The sequence below is a fragment of the Shewanella sp. MF08487 genome (assembly GCF_050848685.1).
Taxonomy (GTDB): Bacteria; Pseudomonadota; Gammaproteobacteria; order Enterobacterales; family Shewanellaceae; genus Shewanella; species Shewanella glacialipiscicola.
On sequence record NZ_JBOZPB010000004.1, the window covers coordinates 173,473 to 193,836 of the forward strand.

At 44.3% G+C, this 20,364-nt stretch carries 18 protein-coding genes and 7 tRNA genes; 6 read left to right on the forward strand and 19 right to left on the reverse strand.

The window, feature by feature from the left end:
- Nucleotides 1-196: 196 nt before the first annotated feature.
- The gene (gene ftsH, locus ACRN9H_RS04555) at nt 197-2,170 is read right to left on the reverse strand and encodes an ATP-dependent zinc metalloprotease FtsH (RefSeq protein WP_432312636.1); all 1,974 of its coding nucleotides are present in this window, start codon (nt 2,168-2,170) and stop codon (nt 197-199) included.
- A gap of 29 nt (nt 2,171-2,199) precedes the next feature.
- Nucleotides 2,200-2,829, reverse strand: a complete 630-nt coding sequence (gene rlmE, locus ACRN9H_RS04560) for a 23S rRNA (uridine(2552)-2'-O)-methyltransferase RlmE (RefSeq protein WP_432312637.1) — start codon at nt 2,827-2,829, stop codon at nt 2,200-2,202.
- A 90-nt stretch (nt 2,830-2,919) separates the two neighbouring features.
- Here rlmE and yhbY point away from each other — a divergent pair, with 90 nt between their 5' ends.
- Nucleotides 2,920-3,219, forward strand: a complete 300-nt coding sequence (yhbY, locus tag ACRN9H_RS04565) for a ribosome assembly RNA-binding protein YhbY (protein ID WP_076496407.1) — start codon at nt 2,920-2,922, stop codon at nt 3,217-3,219.
- Between the two features lie 93 nt (nt 3,220-3,312).
- On the opposite strand, the gene secF is transcribed toward yhbY, so the two are convergent.
- From secF to ACRN9H_RS04600, 7 genes are all read right to left on the reverse strand, one after another.
- The gene (gene secF, locus ACRN9H_RS04570; protein ID WP_432312638.1) at nt 3,313-4,242 is read right to left on the reverse strand and encodes a protein translocase subunit SecF; all 930 of its coding nucleotides are present in this window, start codon (nt 4,240-4,242) and stop codon (nt 3,313-3,315) included.
- Nucleotides 4,243-4,244: 2 nt separating this feature from the next.
- Complete coding sequence (secD, locus tag ACRN9H_RS04575) at nt 4,245-6,059, reverse strand: protein translocase subunit SecD (protein ID WP_432312639.1); 1,815 nt, start codon at nt 6,057-6,059, stop codon at nt 4,245-4,247.
- A gap of 224 nt (nt 6,060-6,283) precedes the next feature.
- Nucleotides 6,284-6,901: a hypothetical protein gene (locus ACRN9H_RS04580; RefSeq protein ID WP_432312640.1), complete on the reverse strand. Its 618-nt coding sequence runs from the start codon at nt 6,899-6,901 to the stop codon at nt 6,284-6,286.
- Between the two features lie 373 nt (nt 6,902-7,274).
- The gene (gene greA, locus ACRN9H_RS04585; protein ID WP_076496403.1) at nt 7,275-7,751 is read right to left on the reverse strand and encodes a transcription elongation factor GreA; all 477 of its coding nucleotides are present in this window, start codon (nt 7,749-7,751) and stop codon (nt 7,275-7,277) included.
- A gap of 265 nt (nt 7,752-8,016) precedes the next feature.
- The gene (locus ACRN9H_RS04590; RefSeq protein ID WP_432312641.1) at nt 8,017-8,835 is read right to left on the reverse strand and encodes a DUF4198 domain-containing protein; all 819 of its coding nucleotides are present in this window, start codon (nt 8,833-8,835) and stop codon (nt 8,017-8,019) included.
- 45 nt (nt 8,836-8,880) lie between these two features.
- Entirely contained in the window at nt 8,881-9,393 is a 513-nt protein-coding gene (locus tag ACRN9H_RS04595; protein ID WP_263187675.1) for a DUF2271 domain-containing protein, read from the reverse strand.
- 16 nt (nt 9,394-9,409) lie between these two features.
- Nucleotides 9,410-10,006, reverse strand: coding sequence for a PepSY-associated TM helix domain-containing protein (locus tag ACRN9H_RS04600; protein ID WP_432312685.1), 597 nt, complete (start codon nt 10,004-10,006; stop codon nt 9,410-9,412).
- A 463-nt stretch (nt 10,007-10,469) separates the two neighbouring features.
- On the opposite strand from ACRN9H_RS04600, the gene ACRN9H_RS04605 reads away from it, so the two are divergent.
- A complete protein-coding gene (locus tag ACRN9H_RS04605; protein ID WP_432312686.1) occupies nt 10,470-11,258 on the forward strand; it encodes a hypothetical protein in 789 nt (262 codons plus the stop codon).
- 389 nt (nt 11,259-11,647) lie between these two features.
- On the opposite strand, the gene ACRN9H_RS04610 is transcribed toward ACRN9H_RS04605, so the two are convergent.
- The 10 genes from ACRN9H_RS04610 to ACRN9H_RS04655 all read right to left on the reverse strand — a co-directional run bounded on the left by ACRN9H_RS04610 (nt 11,648) and on the right by ACRN9H_RS04655 (nt 15,900).
- Nucleotides 11,648-11,722: transfer RNA gene (locus ACRN9H_RS04610), tRNA-Gln, on the reverse strand.
- 40 nt (nt 11,723-11,762) lie between these two features.
- Nucleotides 11,763-11,847, reverse strand: a tRNA-Leu gene (locus ACRN9H_RS04615).
- A 75-nt stretch (nt 11,848-11,922) separates the two neighbouring features.
- Nucleotides 11,923-11,999 (reverse strand) — tRNA-Met (locus ACRN9H_RS04620).
- A 2-nt stretch (nt 12,000-12,001) separates the two neighbouring features.
- A tRNA-Gln gene (locus ACRN9H_RS04625) sits at nt 12,002-12,076 on the reverse strand.
- Between the two features lie 26 nt (nt 12,077-12,102).
- Nucleotides 12,103-12,177, reverse strand: a tRNA-Gln gene (locus ACRN9H_RS04630).
- A 58-nt stretch (nt 12,178-12,235) separates the two neighbouring features.
- Nucleotides 12,236-12,320, reverse strand: a tRNA-Leu gene (locus tag ACRN9H_RS04635).
- 89 nt (nt 12,321-12,409) lie between these two features.
- Nucleotides 12,410-12,486 (reverse strand) — tRNA-Met (locus ACRN9H_RS04640).
- 208 nt (nt 12,487-12,694) lie between these two features.
- Nucleotides 12,695-13,786, reverse strand: a complete 1,092-nt coding sequence (ychF, locus tag ACRN9H_RS04645; RefSeq protein ID WP_432312642.1) for a redox-regulated ATPase YchF — start codon at nt 13,784-13,786, stop codon at nt 12,695-12,697.
- Between the two features lie 128 nt (nt 13,787-13,914).
- Nucleotides 13,915-14,502, reverse strand: a complete 588-nt coding sequence (pth, locus tag ACRN9H_RS04650) for an aminoacyl-tRNA hydrolase (protein ID WP_432312643.1) — start codon at nt 14,500-14,502, stop codon at nt 13,915-13,917.
- Nucleotides 14,503-14,667: 165 nt separating this feature from the next.
- Nucleotides 14,668-15,900 carry an FAD-dependent monooxygenase gene (locus tag ACRN9H_RS04655; RefSeq protein ID WP_432312687.1) on the reverse strand — a complete coding sequence of 411 codons (1,233 nt, stop codon included), beginning with the start codon at nt 15,898-15,900 and terminating at the stop codon, nt 14,668-14,670.
- Nucleotides 15,901-16,267: 367 nt separating this feature from the next.
- Between ACRN9H_RS04655 and miaB the strand changes: the two genes are divergently transcribed.
- The 4 genes from miaB (at nt 16,268) to corC (ending at nt 20,360) form a co-directional block, all read left to right on the forward strand.
- On the forward strand, nt 16,268-17,692 hold the full coding sequence (gene miaB / locus ACRN9H_RS04660) for a tRNA (N6-isopentenyl adenosine(37)-C2)-methylthiotransferase MiaB (RefSeq protein ID WP_263189631.1): 1,425 nt from the start codon (nt 16,268-16,270) through the stop codon (nt 17,690-17,692).
- Between the two features lie 252 nt (nt 17,693-17,944).
- Nucleotides 17,945-18,994, forward strand: a complete 1,050-nt coding sequence (locus ACRN9H_RS04665; protein ID WP_432312644.1) for a PhoH family protein — start codon at nt 17,945-17,947, stop codon at nt 18,992-18,994.
- Entirely contained in the window at nt 18,984-19,445 is a 462-nt protein-coding gene (gene ybeY, locus ACRN9H_RS04670) for an rRNA maturation RNase YbeY (RefSeq protein ID WP_432312645.1), read from the forward strand. The genes ACRN9H_RS04665 and ybeY overlap by 11 nt, the downstream gene beginning before the upstream one ends.
- 39 nt (nt 19,446-19,484) lie before the next feature.
- On the forward strand, nt 19,485-20,360 hold the full coding sequence (gene corC, locus ACRN9H_RS04675) for a CNNM family magnesium/cobalt transport protein CorC (RefSeq protein ID WP_220772992.1): 876 nt from the start codon (nt 19,485-19,487) through the stop codon (nt 20,358-20,360).
- Nucleotides 20,361-20,364 lie beyond the last annotated feature (4 nt).

Consider the following 20,364-nt stretch of genomic DNA (forward strand, 5'->3'; position numbering starts at 1 on the left):
CTATCAATGATTTTATCCATGGACAGAACTGCCGTCATCTATTTTAAGACAAGATGGAAAATGACAAAAAAATTAAACATTATTGGTGCATATATTCAATGACAGTGGAGCATGTATTTAATGACAGCGCAGTCAAATAGCTAACAAGATAAAACAAGAAAACCCCTTTCGGGGTTTTCTTTAATATCACTAACTATCACTTAGCAGGTGATTCATCAGCATCTTTCAGCTCTGGCTCAACAGGCGCAGTAGTAACACTGTCTTCCGTCTTCACTGCAGGTTCGCCATGACCACTGCCTTTATCGTTAGAACCATTATCATCGACTTGCCAATCGGCAGGCTGACGTACTTCTCGACGCTTCATTAAATCGTCAATTTGAAGTGAATCAATGGTTTCATACTTCATCAAGGCTTCTTTCATTGAGTGCAGAATATCAAGATTATCGGTCAATATCTGTCTGGCTCTTGCGTAGTTTTTGTCGATGAAAACTTTTACTTCGGCATCAATTAGTGTTGCAGTTTCATCGGACATTGCCTTGGCTTTACCCATACTGCGACCTAAAAAGACTTCACCTTCTTCTTCTGCATACAGTAATGGACCTAACTTGTCCGAGAAGCCCCATTGAGTCACCATGTTACGCGCAATTGATGTCGCGTATTTGATGTCCTGTGATGCGCCAGTCGACACTTTATCACTACCGTAAATCAGTTCTTCCGCTAAACGACCGCCGTAAGCGACCGAAATTTGGCTTTCTAATTTACGACGGCTCTGGCTCACTGAGTCAGCTTCGGGTAAGAAGAAAGTCACACCTAGAGCACGGCCGCGAGGAATAATAGTGACCTTATGCACAGGATCATGCTCTGGAACTAAACACCCCACAATTGCGTGGCCCGCTTCGTGGTATGCGGTCATTTCTTTTTCAGCTTCAGACATAACCATAGAACGGCGCTCAGCACCCATCATGATTTTATCTTTAGCACGCTCAAATTCTTCCATACCTACAACTCGGCGATTGCCACGAGCCGCAAACAGCGCCGCTTCGTTGACTAAGTTCGCTAAGTCAGCACCAGAGAAGCCAGGCGTACCACGGGCAATTACGCTTGCCTTCACATCATCAGAAAGTGGCACTTTACGCATATGCACTTTCAAAATTTGCTCACGACCACGCACATCGGGTAAGCCCACGACCACTTGACGGTCAAAACGACCTGGACGCAATAACGCAGAATCGAGCACGTCTGGACGGTTAGTTGCCGCAATAACAATAACGCCTTCATTACCTTCAAAGCCATCCATCTCAACCAGCATTTGGTTCAGTGTTTGCTCACGTTCATCATGACCACCACCTAAACCGGCGCCACGTTGGCGACCGACCGCATCGATTTCATCGATAAAGATGATACAAGGGGCAGACTTTTTCGCTTGCTCGAACATGTCACGCACACGGGATGCACCGACACCAACAAACATTTCAACGAAATCAGAACCAGAGATAGTGAAGAAAGGCACCTTAGATTCACCTGCAATGGCTTTTGCCAGCAAGGTTTTACCTGTACCTGGTGGTCCCACCATCAGTACGCCCGTTGGAATTCGGCCGCCCAACTTTTGGAATTTAGTCGGGTCTCGCAGATAATCAACCAGTTCTTTCACTTCTTCTTTTGCTTCATCACAACCAGCAACATCAGCAAAAGTTGTTTTAATCTGATCTTCACTCATCAGCTTGGCTTTGCTCTTACCAAAGGACATAGCGCCTTTGCCGCCGCCGCCTTGCATCTGGCGCATGAAGAAAATCCATACTCCGATAAGCAGTAACATCGGGAACCAGGAGATAAAGATTTGGGTTAGGAACCCTGACTCTTCGGCTTCTTGGCCCTTCATAGTGATACCTTTACGATCAAGATCATTAATTAAATCTTGGTCATATAACGGCATGATAGTAGTGAACTTTTCACCGGTTCGCTTAGCACCTTCAATAGTGCGTTGGTCGCTTTTAACTTCAACCGTTGCAACCTGCCCATCACGAACATTATCTAAGAAGGTAGAATAATCCATCTTCTGCGATGACGAAGAAGAGGGGGAGTAACCCTGAAACACTGACATCAGCACAACGGCGATGACAACCCAGAGTATTAGATTTTTTGCCATGTCACTCAAATTACTAGACCTCATTAAGTCTTGCGATTATTAACGCTAGATTACTACAACTTGTAACCAGTCGCCACAAGATAGACTTCACGGGAACGCGCCCGCGAAGAGTCCGGTTTACGTGTTTTAACTACTTTAAACGCTTCTTTTACCGCTTTCATGTATTCGTCAAAGCCCTCCCCCTGAAAGACTTTCACCGCAAAACAGCCGTTGGGTGTCAAAACTTGATGACACATATCTAATGCTAGTTCCACCAAATACATGGCGCGCGGTTGATCGACACCGTCTGAACCACTCATATTGGGCGCCATGTCAGACAACACAACGTCAACCTTAGCGTCACCGACCCGGGTAAGCAATGCTTGAAGGACTTTATCTTCACGAAAATCCCCTTGCAAAAAGTCTACCCCAACGATGGGATCCATTGGCAAAATGTCACAGGCGATGACCTTGCCTTTATCTCCTGCTAACTTAACCGCCACTTGAGACCAGCCTCCCGGCGCGGCCCCTAAGTCAACTACTGTCATACCTTGGCGAATAAGTTGATCCTTTTGTTGGATCTCCTCAAGCTTAAACGCAGCGCGAGATCGTAATCCCATTTTTTGTGCGAGTTTAACATAATGATCATCAAAGTGTTCTAGCATCCAGCGATTAGAACTGGCCGTACGTTTTTTACCTGACATTTAAAATCCGCAACAATTGAGAGTTACACAAGGGTTATATAAGGGTAGAATAGCCGCTTTTCAACAGTAACTCAGCAAAAGTTGGTAGAAATGAACTTAACAACCAAACAAAAACAGCATTTAAAAGGCTTAGCACACATGCTAAAGCCAGTGGTGCTGCTTGGTGCCAATGGATTGACTGAAGGTGTACTCGCTGAAATTGAAAGCGCACTCGCTTATCATGAATTGATTAAAGTGAAAGTAGCCTCTGCCGACAGAGAGCTAAAAAATGCCATCGTTGATGCCATAGTACGTGAAACTCAATCTGCAAAAGTGCAACTTATTGGTCATATTCTGGTGATTTATCGTCAATCACCAGAAATGAAAGTTGCTTTGCCAAAGGCAAAGTAATTTTTCTTGATTTTTATTGTGTAAACAAAGAAGCCACTTATTTGAGTGGCTTCTTTGTTTTTGTAGCTATCGGTATTACCTTCAATTTAGGTCCTAAGGCGTATCAGCAATGACTTGTTCCTTATAATGCTCAGGTGTTAAGCCTAAAAACTCAGGCAATGAGGTACCAATAGCAATAGAAGAAAACGTACCGGTTAAGATACCAATAAACATCGCAATTGAAAAACCTTCCAATGGATCACCGCCCATAATCCACAATGCCCCCACTGTAATTAAGGTTGTCCCAGATGTCACCATAGTGCGAGAAAATGTCGCCACTATCGCTTGATTATTAATCTCTTGAATCGCCAGACTTGGCTTAGCGATCAATAATTCACGAATACGGTCGGCAATAATAATCGAGTCATTTAGGGAGTAGCCTAAAATGGCTAGCACTGCGGCCAATATCGTTAAATTAAATTCCATTTGCGTCAGTGCAAAAAATGCCAATACAAATACCACGTCATGCAATAGCGCAAACAAAGCGCCAGATGCAAGTCGCCATTCAAAGCGATAACTTAAGTAACCTAAGATACACAGCATAGCGACCAGCAGCGCCAAACCACCCTGCTCCGCCAGTTCTTGGCCAATCTGCGGCCCTACAACGCTGCTGTTGAGGACTTGCACTTCAGAGTTAAGCGGCGCTAATACTTGCTGGATATCGACATGAATTTGCTCGGTATCGACACTTTTTATATCGGTACCCCTTATATCAGCGTAACGCAGCACCCAACGCCCCGGCTCGCTGGCCGAAATAACCGTGACATCCTGCTGATAGGCAGCATTTAGTAAAGGTTGTAACTCACTACTGGTAATTTTTTTATCGAGCTGAATTTCAGTGACTACGCCACCGGTAAAATCTAGCCCCCAGTTAAATCCTTTCACACCTATAATCGATAATGACATTATCATCAGCAAAATAGAGATAGCGCTACAGGCATAGCGCCACTGAGTTAAATGACCCGTTAAATTGATATTTTTCATACTTATACCCTCACATGACGACTAGCATCACGTCCATAAACTAAGTTAATCAAGGCTCTTGAAGCAAAGATACCGGTAAACATGCTGGTTAATAGGCCTAGACCTAAGGTCAAGGCAAAACCTTGGATTGGACCATTACCGATGGAATACAGCACCACTGCGGTGATCATAGTGGTGAAGTTAGCGTCAAAAATAGTAGAAAACGCGCTATCAAAGCCCGTATCAATTGCCAGTGCAAAACTGCGGCCTTCTTTTAATTTGTCTTTTATCCGTTCGAAAATCAGTACGTTGGTATCTACCGCCATACCAACTGTTAGCACCAAGCCGGCAATACCGGGTAATGTTAATACTGCACCAGGGATAAGCGCCAGTAGGCCAAACAAGATCACCATGTTAGAAATCAGCGCTATGTTTGCCACCCAACCAAGACGGCGATACCAAAGTGCCATAAACAACAAGGTAATGCCCATACCTAAACCCAGCGCGGCAAAGCCGTTTTCAATGTTTTCAGCCCCCAGTGTTGGGCCAATGGTGCGCTCTTCAACAATCGTTACTGGCGCCGTCATTGAGCCCGCCCTCAGTAACAGGGCTAATTGCTGCGCTTCTTGATAGGTGCCAGCGCCAGTGATGCGGAAACGATCGCCCAGCTGGGATTGAATGGTCGCAACGCTGATGATTTCTTGAGTTTGCTTGGCCTTACCTTGCTCATCACGGCTATATTCGCTGTAGGATGTCGCCATAGGCTTGCCAATATGAGAACGGGAAAACTCAGACATTTTCTGCCCACCGACACGATCAAGATTAATATTCACCTCAGCCATGCCCATCTCACCTAAACTCGCCCTCGCATCAATAATATGATCGCCGCTAAGCACAGGTGTACGGCTCACATAAATAGGCTTACCCGACTTGTCATTGAGCACCATTGCATTTACCGAACCAGAGCCTTTCACCTCGAAAAAAGCCAAGCTCGCCGTTGCACCAATCACATTTTTTGCAGCTGCGGGATCTTGTATGCCGGGTAACTCAATCCGAATTCTATGGTCACCTTGGCGCTGCACTAATGCCTCAGTAATGCCGAGCTCTTCAATACGGCTACGCATTACCTGCAAGTTTTGCTGCACAGTCAAATTGCGCAGTTTTATTTGTTCCTCTTGGCTCAACTTAATCTGTAAACCTGCGTCATCGACGTTAGATAATAGCCAATTAGGATAAGACTCTTTCATCATCTGCCGCACAGCGGCGCGGGCATCGTTATCAGGCAAAGTGAGGTTTAACTGGTTATCTTGATTTAAATGGACACTCGCGCCACGCATTTTCTGTTCACGAATAAATTGGCGTAGCGAATCGACCAGAGCCTCAGCCTGTGTTTGGTACACAGGCTCAATATCCACATCAAGTAAAAACTGTACGCCACCGCGTAAGTCGAGTCCGAGTTTAATCGGCTGAAAACCTAAGTTTTGCAACCAACTTGGCGCTGCACTGGCAAGGGATAAGGTCAACTCTTTTGGCTCGGCGACCATAGATGAAAGTAATGTTTTAACAAATGTCTGTTGATTATCCTCATCGAGGACAATCAGGGTTTCACCATTCCTCTGGTCGATACGTTTTACCGTCACGCCTTCCGCTTGCAGCTTATCTCGAAGAGCTACTGGCGTGAGTGTTAAGCCCGCCTTAGCCCCCACTTGCACCGCGGCATCCTCACCATAATACGTAGGCAACGCACTGAGTAACATCACTATGATAGTGACAATAAGGACTAGATATTTCCAAGCTGAATAATGATTTAGCAGCCGTTTATTGGGTTTTATTTCCATGGGATTAACTCGCTATTTATCGCCTCGCATTTAATTCAAATAGCTCGGCGAACATATTGATATCAGTCCGAAACATGTGATTAAGCACTCGCAAGCTAAGCTCGATATACTCAAAGCATCACGGCAAATTAAGCCGTAAAAAAAGTTTCGGTAAGAAAAAAATGCACGGGTATGGAACATCAATGAGAGCGGACTCCCGTTGACGACATACCTAAATAGGCGAGTTAAGCGGCTTGTTGGCTAAATCGATATTGAAGATTTGAGACTTTCCAACCCGATATACGGGCGGGGGAAGAAATAGCAGAAAGTGTCCAATCTGATGTGATACTAACATCAATCGATTCAATTAGATTAGGCGTAGGCTCAACAGTAAAGTCTACTGCGAGTAGATAAAGAGGTTTAACCTCACGCACATCATGCTGGGCAAGACTGATAAATCGTGACGAATTTATGGGAGCAAAATTTAAGTCATCAGAATGGCTGATATAATCGGAGCTTGGGCATGGTGTTGGCAAGGAGGTTGCAGAATCGACACTGCTGGCATCAGTAACATTGTTGTTCAATGCGCCGCAACTTTTTACGATATGTGCATCCGATTGAGCGATCACGTTTACATCAGGCGAGCTCAGAGCATCAACCTTTGATTTTGCATTGGGCGTTAAGTTATCAAGCTTAACCGAGTGCTCCTGAACACTATGGCTAGCGGCATCACTTTGCTGTACATATGTTTTGGGGCTATAGATTTTTGGAGCATGGTTTTTTGGGGTATAGCTAGTCGAGTGCGCAATCAACATGATCGCCACGCAAACTAACATCAATCCCGTACGCCAATGTTTAACCAAAACGTGTCCTCTTAATAAAAAAGATAAACCCATATAACTTAACTGTTTGGCGCTCAACCGTAGCTCTAGATAAATGGTTCAGATTAAACTGCTTAATTGTCGTAAAACCAATAATATGCAACCCAAATACAGTCAGCACAATAATTTTACTGCTTTTTACTAAGATTGCAGCTTAGGTAAAAGTCCATCTAGAGACAAATGAATCTTTGTCCATCTTATCTAAATGCGCTCTGCATCCCTAACCAATCTTAAATTAAGACATTAAGCACAAACCTTAAACTCAAGCTTTAAGCCACCTTAGCTTGCCAATAACAAAAAACCGCCCGAAGGCGGTTTTGGATAGTTCGTAAGTCACAATCACAACATCAGCAAATTATAAATATTGTACTGAGATGATTTCGTAATCGGTCACGCCACCTGGGGTCGTGATAGACACTTCATCACCTTCATTTTTACCCACTAAGCCACGGGCTATTGGTGAATTGACCGAAATCAGATTTTCTTTAATATTGGCTTCGTCATCGCCCACTATGCGGTAGGTGACTTCAACATCAGTATCGAGGTTTAAAATCGTCACAGTTGCACCAAAAATCACTCGGCCGTTATTCACCATTTTAGCCACATCGATAATTTGTGCGTTAGACAACTTACCCTCAATATCACGGATACGAGCTTCACAAATCCCTTGGTCTTCGCGAGCAGCATGATATTCCGCATTTTCTTTTAAATCGCCAAGCTCTCTCGCTGAGGCAATCGCTTCAGTGATTTTAGGACGGCGCTCAAACTTGAGAATATCTAACTCTTTACGCAGCTGCTCTGCACCGACAACTGTCATAGGAACCTTAGTCATAGCTTCTTTCGTCTCCTTTAAAACAAAAGCAACCCGTGTCGACGCTAAGGTCAACACAGTCAAATGGGATGTGGAATTGCGCTATTCTAATCGTTATGCGCTTTTGATGCATCAACAACAATGCAGTTAAGCAGCTTACCCAACCTTAAACTCAGTTACCAGTAATGAAATCTAAATCCGCGATCCAGATAAAATAAAAAATGCCCACTCGCTATGAAGGTCTGTGGGCATAAAACAGAATCACGTTATAAAAATCAATAGCTAACTATTCTAAGCCAGCCTCAAACGTTAAAAAGATTTCACTAACTATTTTATCGGCCAGAGCTTTATCTGAACTTGGGCGTTCAATTGATGCATGTAAAAGATAACGTCCCGCGGCAGGTAAGGTCATCGCCACTTTACCGTCTTTATCAGATGTTAATTCAATCTCTTCAGGTTTGTTGCGATACACACTGCCATCTTTAATAATCGCGACACTGACGCCTGCCACGGGCTTACCATCATACACAAACTGCAAAGTAGCCGGTTCATTTTCGACGATATCGGCAGGATGAGTCACTGGGACTAATTCTAAAAATTCGCCCTTTGCAGCTAATACTTTGTCAGTTGGTTTATTTCGAGTGACGTAGGTTTCCACTCGTGACACGTTTAAAGAGCCTTCTAACTCATAGGCATCTTTAGGCATTATGGCTGCCGTTGCTTTTTTATCTAAACGACTACGCACAAAACCTTCTTTTCCTTTCACTTTATAGCGAGAGAAGTAGCGCGGTGTGACTTCTTTTTCAAACTTATAAGTCCCCTCTTCAGTCAATTGCACATCAAATACCGATTTACGTCCACCGGTGTAACTTGAGCTAGGGGAGGTTGAATCACCACTTGGCAGTAATACACGCACGTCGCTTGCAGTGACAGGCTTATCCATCATAAACACTTGATTGCTGGCCGATACATCAGAGGTGATCCACACCGTTTCTTGGCTTTCTGCAGACACGTTAAAATGACTAGGTAAAATCCATCGATCATGGCTGCTCGCCAATGGACTAACACACAGAGTACCTAATAATGCCACAAGACGTAATTTCATCTTTTTCCCTTAAATTAAAGAAGTTAAACAATCAATTGCAGTGGCTTAATGAGCCATACCGCTTAAGCGTATGTCGATAACGCCCGTTTCTGTGGTCGCGGGTAACTGTGCAGCAAAGTCTCCCGCAGTTAAATCAATGTTTTGCCGCACTAAATCACGGCCACCGTGCTCACGTACTACCTCAATAAATACTGTGTAAGTACCTAGTGTGACTGATTTCCCTGACTCATCCTTTAGATCCCAATCGATTTTATAGTGACCTGCTGGACGGGTAGCCGATGCAATGCCATCGACAAAACTCATATCTTCGCGACCCGCTTTACGCCACCAACGGCGGATATCTTTTAACCATTTATGGCCTTCATCCCACACCCAAAGGCTTAAGGTTTTAACTGGTTGCCCTTTAGCGTCCTCAACCCAAACGGCCACATAAGGTCTATGGTATTGGCCTTCAGTAATCTCAGGTAACGCCAAGTCAACGGTCAGTTTTGGGGCTGCCAATACCGCAGAACTAGCAAATAAAGCACTCACTGCAATAATACGAATAAGATGACGCATACTCGATTTAAACTCCTTATGGAACAAAATAAACATATACAAGCCCACAACTGCTGCTAACCAACACCATATATAGCAATGACTTTTTAAGGCGCTTGGTTTGAGGTAATAACAAATAAGCGCCTGTAAGCGAAAATAGAACAATTAATACCGCGCTAAGATCCAGTACCCAAGCCCAAGCAATGCCGGTATTACGACCTTTATGTAAATCATTGAGCACGGCTACAGCGCCGTAATCTAAGGTTTCGACATAGGCTTTACCGTCGAGTAAATCCAGTGTCACGCTACGGTAGGTACCTGGCCCCTTACTGACTAAGCTAATTTCATCTTCTGCAATATCGGCGGTAGCGATATCCATCGCCCACTCACTCTTTAACCAATGCCCAGCAGCTAAGCGCCACTGCGGGTCCTGTGTATCAAAAGGTTGTAAATAGCTCGGAATAACGGTTTGCTCGCGTACTGGCTCCTGATCAGATTGGGAAAACCAATTTGGATGATTCAGCGTAATGCCGGTTACTGCGAAAAACAGCATTAGTAACAACAAAGCCATAGACACGTACACATGGATGATACGGGCAAAAGATAAAGACGACTTACTGACTCTTAATTTCAATGGCGCTATCTCAAAGGCAACCATAAACATGCGTAATGCCTGCTTGGTTACTTTTATCTATACAGCCTATGGGTTTAGATAAGCCGCATTAACCTAATTTAATGCGATGAGATTAAATGAGATCGATTATCAAATAGAACAAACTTTACAAACTTTACATATTCGATACTGAAAAATAAGTTAGTAAATAAGCATTAAAAATAAAGCGCTTACAGATAACTCGACATTTAGCATTCACAAAGCATAACCTTCGATTAAATTAGCAACAGATTATTTACTATTACATCTATAAATATTGCTTAAATTGAAAGAGATAAATTTTAATATGCGCGTAACTTTTTAATCTAATATTTACTTTTCGCTCCCTCTCGTTTACCTCATGCCAATCGGCTACAATCCGCCGCCGGCGACTTGCTGGTACTCCCAAGGAATTATTATCTTGAGTAAATCACTGCTCAAAAAAATGCGTTGTTTGCACATTGTGTGGTTAGCGTTAATGCTCAATGCCTGTGTTGCTCCGCTATTATTAATGTCACCCCAAGGTCAACTAATGTGGGCCTTACTCAAACCGCTTGTTGGTTTAGACCCCAATGATGTCGGCTTATTTGAACAACCGCTGATCAAAAACCGTATGCGAGAATTACTGGGTAAAAATTACGATACCACAGTATCGCTGCTCAAAACGGCCGACAAAATTCAGCAGGAAGGTCCGCTCATCTATTTAGTATCTACTTATACTCCGGTACCCGAGATGGCTGAAAAAGCAGGCCTAGTATGGAACTCAGATACCAACCAAATGGCTATCATGCTTATGCAGGGCGGCGCTCCATTAATCATCTCTGAACAATTGAGTAATCAAACAGAAAAATTGGTTCCGAGTTGGCCAAAAGAATTAGCCGACTATACCGATCCACAGAAGTTACAACAAAAAGCATTAGAGGCTGGCTCCAACCAAGTGCAACAACAGTTAGCAATACCTGACGCGGTTAGCGCCATCGCCACCAGCGGTGTTAACGGAGCTCAAGGTGTTGCTGATGTAAAAGAGACAGTAATGGAGGGAGTAGCAATGCCAACCAATATTACTGAAGCAGCGGCAAAAGTCACTGCACCTGCAATGCCTGTGATTCCAGCGGTTCCAGCAGTTCCAGCGGTTCCAGCGGTTCCAGCGGTTCCAGCGGTTCCAGCGGTTCCAGCGGTTCCAGCGGTTCCAGCGGAAATAAAATCTCTATCTGTTGAAGTTAAAAAGCCATAAAACGAATAACCACAGTGCCGAATAGAAAAGGTACTGTGGTTTTTGTTGTTTTATCTCAGTACCTATTCATCTATCAATATCCGTATTTGGCCATCAAACTCTCTATTCTACATTTACTGGCGAACTCCGTTCCCTGAAGTCTTTACTTATCCCTGCACTAACCTGTATTCAAATTCTAGCCATACTCGATATATTCTCTATTGAGCATCTATGGACCCGGTAAAGGTGGCATAAACATAACAACAGAGAGGAATAATCTATTAATAAATGTTGGTAAAGGAGGCGGTTAAACAAATGAAAACGGCAAAACAAAATAGTAGAATAAAATGGTAGTAAATAGTGAAAAGCCAGAAAGCAAAAAGCCTGTCCGAAGACAGGCTTTTTAACTTTGGCTGGGGTACAAGGATTCGAACCTTGGAATGCTGAGATCAAAACCCAGTGCCTTACCACTTGGCGATACCCCAATAAACTGTTTTTAATCTTCTATCGAAGATTGCATTTTGATGGTACGGGAAGAGAGACTTGAACTCTCACACCTCGCGGCACCAGAACCTAAATCTGGCGTGTCTACCAATTTCACCATTCCCGCATCAAAATGTACCAAAATTGTTTACTCAACAACTTTGGATTTTTCTCTGTCAAATGAATTTAACAGAGTTAAATATGGTAGCAATGGCGGGATTTGAACCTGCGACCCCAGCATTATGAGTGCTGTGCTCTAACCAACTGAGCTACATTGCCAATGGCTGGGGTACTAGGATTCGAACCTAGGTATGCTGAGATCAAAACCCAGTGCCTTACCGCTTGGCGATACCCCAAAACTACTTGGAAACTGAGAAAAAAATGGCTGGGGTACTAGGATTCGAACCTAGGTATGCTGAGATCAAAACCCAGTGCCTTACCGCTTGGCGATACCCCAACTAACTCTGTTTCAAACATTCGCTATTGCCAATGTTTCTAAATTATATTTTAAAAAATGGTACGGGAAGAGAGACTTGAACTCTCACACCTTGCGGCACCAGAACCTAAATCTGGCGTGTCTACCAATTTCACCATTCCCGCACTGCTCTGTTTTACATCTAGAAAGATGGACGTAACCGTCAATGTGTAAAATCTCATTAAATGAATAAAGTGAAACACTATTCAGATAATGGTAGCAATGGCGGGATTTGAACCTGCGACCCCAGCATTATGAGTGCTGTGCTCTAACCAACTGAGCTACATTGCCACTTCAACATTACACGCCCCTCTCAGCGAGGAACGGGGCGTATTATGCTTATTCGATGTATCTAGGTCAACAGCTTTTTTCCGCTATTTTCCTTAGGCTAAGCTGTTCGGCTATTACTTCACCAAACTGAGCAACAGATGTGCTAAATAACACACGATTACTCATACTTAGCTTAACTTTTCAATACTGCGAGCTTATACAACCGCCGTTATACGTTAAATAGGAAATGCATTACATCGCCATCTTTAACGATATAGGTTTTACCTTCTACGCGTAACTTACCCGCTTCTTTCGCGCCAGCTTCGCCTTTGTGAGCAATGAAGTCATCAAATGACATCACTTGGGCACGAATAAAACCACGTTCAAAATCAGTATGGATCACACCAGCGGCTTGCGGGGCGCTAGCGCCAACGGGCACAGTCCAAGCACGCACTTCTTTTACACCCGCGGTAAAATAGGTTTGTAGATTAAGTAATTCATAACCAGCACGAATAACGCGATCAAGACCCGGTTCTTCTAAACCTAAATCTGCCATAAACTCTTCGCGTTCTTCACTTTCCATTTCGGCAAGTTCAGATTCAATCGCGGCGCATACTGGAACGACAATCGCGTTCTCAGTTGCAGCAATTGCACGCACGGCATCAAGATGTGGGTTGTTTTCAAAACCGTCTTCAGCCACGTTAGCAATATACATGGTTGGTTTTAAGGTTAAGAAGTTCAGGTAAGCCACAGCGTCCAGTTCTTCTTTAGTTAAATCCATTGAGCGCAGCATTTTTGCTTCATCTAAAATGGGGCGCATTTTTTCTAATACTTCCACTTCAAACTTAGCGTCTTTATCGCCGCCTTTGGCACGTTTTTGCTGGCGCTGAACGGCACGCTCTAAGCTATCTAAGTCAGCCAAAGCTAATTCAGTGTTGATCACTTCGATATCGCCAGCGGGATCAACCTTGTTAGCAACGTGCACAATATTGTCATCATCGAAACAACGTACGACATGACCAATCGCGTCAGTTTCGCGGATGTTAGCGAGGAATTTGTTACCTAAGCCTTCTCCTTTAGATGCGCCAGCCACTAAACCTGCAATATCCACAAATTCCATGGTTGTTGGCAGCACTCGTTGTGGATTCACAATCGCAGCTAACGCATCCAGACGTGGATCAGGCACAGGCACTACGCCAGTGTTAGGTTCGATAGTACAAAACGGGAAGTTAGCCGCTTCGATACCTGCCTGAGTTAACGCATTAAAAAGCGTCGATTTGCCTACGTTAGGAAGACCAACAATGCCGCATTTAAAACCCATATGCTTACCTTTCTCTCAATTATTGGCTGACAAGTCACACTCATCAGCGAGTTTTAGTTGTGCAACCCTATAGCAGCACATTACTTAATGATTCAATCACTTAATACAAGTTTCACCTAACGCAAAACCTATTCCGCTTTAAAAGCGTGTAATCTGTTCATGGCTTTAACCATGTCTTGTTTAAACAATATTTCGGTGGCACGCACCGCTTCATCTATCGCCGCCTCGATAAGCTCTTGCTCTTTGGCAGGCGCTTTACCCAGTACATAACCACTCACTTGGTTTTTATCACCAGGATGGCCGATACCTAAGCGTAAACGGTAGAAGTTTTTCTCATTAGCCAGTTTAGCAATAATATCTTTCAAACCATTATGGCCGCCATGGCCACCACCGAGTTTGAACTTAGCGACGCCGGGTGGCAAATCGAGCTCGTCGTGAGCGACGAGAATTTCTTCGGGCAAAATGCGAAAAAAATTCGCTAATGCGCCAACCGCTTTACCGCTTAGATTCATATAAGTGGTTGGGATCAATAAACGGACATCTTTACCGTGCAACACGACTCTAGCAGTTAGGCCAAAGTACTTACTATCGGCCACCAGAGTCACACCGCAAATTCGAGCCAACTCAAGTACGTACCAAGCGCCCGCATTATGACGAGTATGTGCATATTCGGCGCCTGGGTTAGCCAGACCCACGATTAATTTTATTTCGCTCATGGCACTCTATATCGTTATTTCGTCAACACCCGCCGCGCAAAGCGCCAACAGAACTGACTATAGCTGCTAAAAACTCGGCATTTTAGCACTCAAAGCCCAAGTCAACAAATGTCATGTCATCCCACAGAGAGAGAACTCAGAGTAACCACTCAAATTAACCAAGGTTTAATTCAGTCCCATCGCGTACTTGAGTACGGTCTTTTTGATAGGAGAATTAATATTTGCCAACTTTAACGCGCCATTGCGCAGCAGTTTAAGCGGCAAAATATCATTACTAAACCCCGCATAGAACAAGTCCATCGCCGTCATCATCAGTTGGTTATCGCGATAACGCTTGCGCTGATATTGGGCAAGCACTTCATTTGACCACCACATTTTATCTTGGGCTAACGCCTCTTTTATGACCGCTACAAATGCTTCTACATCCTTAAAACCTAGGTTTACCCCTTGGCCTGCTAGCGGATTAATAGTGTGAGCTGCATCGCCTAAAATTACGATATTATCGCTGTAGTAGCGCTGAGCATGGCGACGAGTGAGGCCAAAACTGCCTTTGTTTTCAACGGTAAAATCAGCATCCAGACGCGCGGGGAAATGCACTCTTATCTGCTCTGCGAGCTGCTTATGATTAAGCTGCATGAGCTGCTTAATTCGATTGGCATCGTCGTACCACACCAGCGAAGCATTATTGCCGGGCAGCGGTAATAAGGAACGCGGTCCTTGAGGCGTAAATTGTTGCCAAGTCACATTCTGCTGGCCTTGCGCGGTGCTGATATTGATAAGCATCGCCGACTGGGCATAGTCCCAACCAGAAATACCAATTCCCGCCCATTGGCGCACTTGCGAGTTGGCACCATCGGCGCCCACTAGGAGCTTAGCCGCGAGTTTGATACCCGATTGTAACTGCACACTGACGCCGTCACTATCGCGGCTAAACGCCGTTACCTTATCTGGACAATATAAGGTGATGCCATTCAATTGAGCCATCTGTTGCCAAAGTGCAAGTTGAACTAAGCGGTTTTCTACTATGTGACCTAAGTGACTAGCACCAATTTGCGCGCTGTGGAATTGAGTAATACAGCCATCAAGTTCCCAGGTTTCCAAGCCAAGATAAGGCACATTGCGCATTTTAAGTAGGGATTCTAAGGCGCCGAGACGTTCAAGCAGTGTTTCAGAGGCAACACTAATTGCCGATACGCGCACATCTAATGGCTGCTCAGCATGGTAAGCCTCTGGCGCAAAAGATTCGATTACCGCCACTTGCAAGCCCTGTTGAGCTAAACCAATCGCAGTCGCTGCGCCGACCATACCACCACCGACTAAAATCACATCGAAACGGATGATGTCAGAATGCAGCGCATCGGATACCAACGCTGCACTGGTCTCTTTAATCTGGCTCATCTTAGTTGCCACTATAATTTCCTTCTTTTATATGTGCTCAAGCGATTTATCCCACACTGTCTACACCCATGTTCGATCGCACCAGTTAGATTATGCCTTAGTTCAAGATTTCACGGAAATGTTGAGTGGTTCGAGTATGAAAATCCGTGAGATGAACACAATTTTTGCCTCTATTAAAGCGGAAAGCCTTAATGCTCAGCAAGTTATAACAACAGCGTCGCAGTCAGCATATCAAACCTAGTGTTTATAGGGGTATTACGCACTATAAAAGCCAACGGCTAATATTGCGGACAAAGCTAGTCAGCAGCCGTAACTGCAGGTAAAATGTCGCGCTATTTTTATTGGTCATCTTAGGGCGACAAAACTGATGAGTAAGAAACTCCATATCAAGACTTGGGGCTGTCAAATGAATGAGTATGACTCATCCAAGATGGCTGATCTATTAAACGAATATCAAGGTTACACCTTGACGGACGAAGCGTCTGAAGCAGATATCCTTTTGCTTAACACTTGTTCTATCCGCGAAAAAGCGCAGGAAAAAGTGTTTCATCAGCTAGGACGCTGGAAAACGCTTAAAGATAAAAATCCCAATTTGATTATTGGCGTGGGCGGCTGCGTTGCCTCACAAGAAGGCAAAGCCATTAAAGACAGAGCCCAATGTGTTGACATTATTTTTGGCCCACAAACTTTGCACCGTTTGCCAGAGATGATCGATCAAGTTCGCCGTGGCGACAAAGTTGTTATTGATATCAGCTTCCCTGAAATCGAAAAATTCGATCGCCTGCCAGAACCTCGCGCCGAAGGCCCAACGGCGTTTGTATCGATCATGGAAGGATGCAGTAAATATTGTTCATTCTGCGTCGTACCTTATACGCGCGGTGAAGAAGTCAGCCGTCCATCAGACGATATTATTCTTGAAATCGCCCAATTGGCGGAGCAAGGTGTGCGCGAAGTGAACCTGCTTGGCCAAAACGTGAACGCATATCGCGGCGCTACCCATGATGGTGCTATCTGTACATTTGCAGAATTACTGCGTTATGTCGCGGCAATTGACGGTATTGACCGACTGCGTTTTACCACTAGCCACCCAATTGAATTTACGCAGGATATTATCGACGTTTACGAAGATACCCCTGAGCTAGTGAGCTTTTTACACTTACCAGTACAATCGGGTTCTGACCGTATTCTAACGGCAATGAAGCGCGGCCATATGGCGATTGAATATAAATCAATTATTCGCCGCCTGCGTAAAGCCCGCGAAGGTATTCAAATCAGCTCTGATTTCATCATTGGTTTTCCTGGCGAAACCAAAGAAGACTTTGCCGATACCATGAAGTTGATTGAAGACATAGGTTTCGACCACAGTTTTAGTTTTATCTACAGTGCACGTCCGGGTACGCCAGCAGCAGATTTACCCGATAATGTTGATATGGAAGAGAAAAAGCAGCGCCTCGCTATTTTGCAAGACCGTATTACTCAGCAAGCTATGCGCTACAGCCGCCATATGATGGGCACAGTACAGCGTATTCTGGTTGAAGGTCCGTCGGTAAAAAATCCAATGGAACTGCGCGGCCGCACCGAAAATAGTCGAGTAGTAAACTTCGAAGGCCAGCCAAAACACATTGGCACGTTTGTAGATGTGGAAATTGTTGACGTTTACACTAACTCATTACGCGGTAAATTTATTCGCGGCGAAGATGAAATGGATTTACGCCGTAACTTACGCCCATCGGATATTTTGGCCAAGCACAAGCAAGATGATGAGCTAGGTGTGACGCAATTTAAGCCATAGGCTTTAAATTAGCGTGCACCGTACCCATATACAAAAGGGCGACTTAGTCGCCCTTTTGTTTTGCTGTACTTTAATTTAGCTTACGCATCAATTGCGATTTTCCGTTAGCAATTATCGATTATGGCTCGTAAACTGGGTCGATACTCGCATCCTCAAAATAGCGGTTTTAGCATGTTAAGCTGGTTTGAGGATGTATAACGATGGTTAACCAACATCGTGCCTTATTTTCTTATTTGCGATTGGGAGTACTATTTGTCCAGTAAATTAACCACCATGAACTTGTATCTCGAACCCGCAGAAACTCGCCGTTTAGCCTCTTTGTGCGGTCCACTAGATGACAATATTAAGCAGATAGAGCGTCGTGTCGGTGTTGAGATTGTCCGCAAGAATAATCATTTTCAGATAACCGGTCTGCCGCGCAATTGTTTAAGCGCTAATAACTTGCTCAAAGAACTCTATATTGAAACCCAAACGGTTAAAGGCAGTACGCCCGATATTGAACCTGAGCAAGTGCATATCGCCATTCAAGAAGCTATCGCCTTAGAGCAAGCAGACGACAGTGATGGTAGCAGTATTAATATCAAAACCCGCCGTGGCGTCATTAAGCCACGCAACCCCAATCAAAGCTTATATGTGGCCAATATCACTCGCCACGACATTACCTTTGGTATTGGCCCTGCCGGAACCGGCAAAACCTACCTTGCGGTAGCGGCGGCAGTCGACGCCTTAGAGCGCCAAGAAGTACGCCGTATTCTGCTGACTCGCCCAGCGGTAGAGGCCGGTGAAAAGCTCGGTTTCTTACCCGGCGATTTAAGTCAAAAGGTCGATCCTTATTTACGTCCGCTTTACGATGCGCTGTTTGAAATGCTGGGTTTTGAGAAAGTGGAACGCTTAATCGAGAAAAATGTCATCGAAGTGGCACCGCTCGCTTACATGCGTGGTCGCACATTAAATGATGCCTTTATCATTCTTGATGAGAGCCAAAACACCACCATAGAGCAAATGAAGATGTTCTTAACTCGCATAGGCTTTAATTCCCGTGCAGTGATCACCGGTGACATCACCCAAACTGACTTACCTAAGCATCAAAAATCAGGCTTACGCCACGCCATTGAAGTATTAAGCCAAGTTGAAGAAATCAGCTTTAACTTTTTTGTCGCCCAAGATGTGGTACGCCACCCTGTGGTTGCTCGTATTGTTGAAGCTTACGAGGCCTTTGATTTAAAAGAACAAACCTTAAAAGCAAATAAAGAAAATCAGTATCAAAAACAACAGCAGGAAGTCGTAACACATGAGTCTTAAGTTAGCCTTAGATATCCAACATGCCGCCACATCTGACTGGTTGCCCACCGATGAGCAGTTCACACTCTGGGCTCGAACTGCGATTGGCAACAGTATGGATGAAGCTGAACTCACCATACGAATCGTTGATAACCGCGAGAGCCAAATGCTCAATAATACCTATCGCGGTAAGGATAAACCGACTAATGTATTATCGTTTCCCTTTGAGGCTCCGCCAGAAATTGAACTTCCTTTACTCGGAGATCTTGTTATTTGCGCGGCTGTCGTTGAAAATGAGGCTCGTGAACAGCAAAAAACCTTAGAAGCACACTGGGCACACATGGTTATACATGGCTGCTTGCATCTATTAGGTTATGATCACATTGAAGATGAAGAAGCTGAAGAGATGGAATCTTTAGAGATCCAACTCGTTGAAACATTAGGTTTTACCAACCCATATAAGGAACAGTAAATTAGCCAAGATAATCCTATCAACGCTAATGAGAAAACTATGAGCGACGACACCCCCCCTAGTACAAACGCCCACAAAAAAAGTTGGTTTGATAGAGTAAGTCAGCTATTTCAGGGCGAACCTCAAAATCGCGAAGATCTAGTCGATGTGATTGATGGTGCAGAAATGCGCGATTTGATCACCCAAGACACCCGCGAAATGATAAAAGGTGTATTAGATGTTTCTGATATGCGTGTTCGGGATATTATGATCCCACGAGCTCAAATTGTCGCCCTCCAGATAGACAACTCTGTCGAAGAATTACTGGCTACTGTGATAGGTTCTGGCCACTCACGTTTCCCCGTGGTGAACGAAGATAAAGATCACATCGAAGGCATTTTACTGGCAAAAGATTTGATCCCTTATGGTTTCTCTAACAGTGACGAGCCGTTCTCTCTCTCTCGTGTTATCCGTCCTGCTGTTGTAGTGCCTGAAAGCAAACGTGTTGATGTATTACTCAAAGAATTCCGCTCGCAACGCTACCATATGGCAATCGTCGTCGATGAATACGGCGGTGTATCGGGACTGGTGACCATCGAAGATATTTTAGAAGAAATTGTCGGCGAGATTGAAGATGAATTCGACCACGATAGCACCGAAGAAACCGAGATCCGTAAAGTAAGCAACTCGGTTTATATGGTCAAAGCTTTAACGCCAATCGAAGATTTCAACGAAGAATTCAACACTGAATTTAGCGATGAAGAGTTTGATACGGTCGGCGGCTTAGTCTCACACGCCTTTGGCCATCTGCCTGAGCGCAACGAGAGCATCATCATTGAAGGCATAGAATTTAAAGTCATTAATGCTGATACCCGACGTTTGATCCAACTCAGAGTTAAACTCCCCGATTCTAATACTAACCAAGACATAGACTAATCAC